General features: G+C 68.8%; 1 protein-coding gene. It reads left to right on the top strand.

Annotated elements, in window-relative coordinates; genetic code table 11:
- Positions 1 to 8 precede the first annotated feature (8 nt).
- On the top strand, positions 9 to 2,073 hold a 2,065-nt coding region (gene ftsH, locus I6U14_RS15805; RefSeq protein WP_296900482.1), incomplete at its 3' end, for an ATP-dependent zinc metalloprotease FtsH.

Raw genomic sequence — 2,073 nt, 5'->3', positions numbered from 1 at the left:
CCAGCGGCCTGCCCTGCTACCGCGACGGGCGCCGCGACGCACTCGCCGCGGCCGCCTTCGTTTTGCTGGCAATAGTGCTGAACGGCCTTGTCTCGGCGCCGACACAAGAGCCCAGCTACTCCGCCTTCAAGCAGGCGGTGCACGATGACCGTGGGGCGGAGGTGACTTTCGACGCGGACCGCATTCGAGGCCGCTTCAAGCCAGAGTCGGCAGCCGAGGAAGAAGAGCCCGCCGGCGTCGAGATCGGCTCCCGCACCGCCGACGGCCCAATGGGTCGCGAAGCCACCGGCAACGGCGAACCTGCGGCGAAGACTGCCGCGAGCGCCGAGCGCTTCACGAGCACCATGCCGCAGGTGGACGACACCGGGCTCCTGGATCTGCTGGAGCAGCACGGTGTGGAAATCCGCGCCACTTCGGCGGAGAGCGGCAGCTTGGCACGCGTAATTCTCGCGGTCGTGCCCTGGATGCTGATCCTCGGCGTGTTCCTGTACATCAGCTGGCGCATGCAGCAGAAGCTCATGGGAGGCGGCGGCGGCCAGCAGGGGGGCATCTTTGGCTTCGCCAAGTCGGGCGCGAAGCGCTTTCGCACCGAAGACGTCAAGGTGCACCTGGACGACGTCGCCGGCCTCAAGAACGCCAAGGCAGACCTCGCCGAGATCATCGGCCATTTGGCAAACCCCGAGCGCTTCCGTGCCCTCGGCGCTACGGTGCCTAAGGGCGTGCTGCTGGTGGGCCCGCCAGGCACCGGAAAAACCCTGCTCGCCCGGGCCGTCGCCGGGGAGGCGGGGGTCCCCTTCTTCAGCATCTCGGGCTCCGAGTTCGTGGAAATGTTCGTCGGCGTGGGCGCCGCCCGGGTGCGTGACCTTTTCGATTCCGCCAAGAAGGCGGCGCCCTGCGTGATCTTCATCGACGAGATCGACGCCGTCGGCCGGTCCCGCGGCGCCGGCCTCGGCGGCGGACACGACGAGCGCGAGCAGACACTGAACCAGATCCTCTCCGAGATGGACGGCTTCGAGCCGCACGAGGACGTGGTGGTGCTGGCCGCCACCAACCGCCCGGATGTGCTCGACAGTGCACTGCTGCGCCCCGGACGCTTCGACCGCAAGGTGTACCTGGAGCTGCCGGACAAGGCCGCCCGGCGCGCGATCCTGGACATCCATGCCAAGAAGATCCCGCTCGCAGGCGACGTGGATCTGGACAGAATCGCGGAGCGCACCATCGGCTTCTCCGGCGCCGACCTCGCCAACCTGGTCAACGAGGCTGCGCTTCTCGCCGGGCGCCGCGAGTGCGAGCGCGTGGGCATGGACCTGTTCGCCCTCGCCCGTGACAAGATCGTCCTCGGCGCCGAGCGAGAGCAGGCCATCGGCGACGACGAGCGCCGGCTCATCGCCGTGCACGAATCCGGCCATGCCCTGATGGCCTGGCTGCTGCCCAACGCCGACCCACTGGACAAGGTGACCATCATCCCCCGCGGCCAGGCACTGGGTGTGACCGAGCAGGTACCGCGGGAGGAGCGCCATACCTACAAGCAGAGCTACCTGCGTGACCGCCTAGGTGTCATGCTCGGCGGGCGGATCGCCGAGCAGCTGGTGTTCGGCGAGGTCACCACCGGGGCCGAAAACGATCTAGAGCAAGCCACGAACCTCGCCCGCAAGATGGTAAGCCGCTGGGGCATGCGCGAAGCCATCGGCCCGCTGGCCTTCCCGCGCGGGCCCGAGCACGTCTTCCTCGGCCGTGACCACCCTGCGGCGCCCACCTTCCGCCCCCCCCCCTCCCCGCCCCTCGACCCAGAGACACAGGCCCTTTTGGAAGGGGGAACAAAGCACGCCCGCGCCCTGATGCGCGAGCACGAGGATGCCCTGACGCGCCTCGCCGCGGGCCTACTGGAGGCGGAGACCCTGAACCGCACCGAGATCGAGGCCCTGCTGAGGGAGGCTGGCGCGACACCGCCTGCGTCCGCGCAAGCGGACGGGCCGAAGCGCCGCGGTGCATGGGCTGGCCCCTCACACAATCTCCGAGCCACCGAGACGCCTGAGCACGTGGGAACCCGGCCTACGACTGTAAAAACAACAA

It is taken from the genome of Thiohalocapsa sp. (assembly GCF_019695415.1).
Lineage (GTDB): Bacteria > Pseudomonadota > Gammaproteobacteria > Chromatiales > Chromatiaceae > Thiohalocapsa.
The sequence above is the reverse complement of the archived record's forward strand: the minus strand, read 5'-3'. Positions and strand labels throughout refer to the sequence as shown.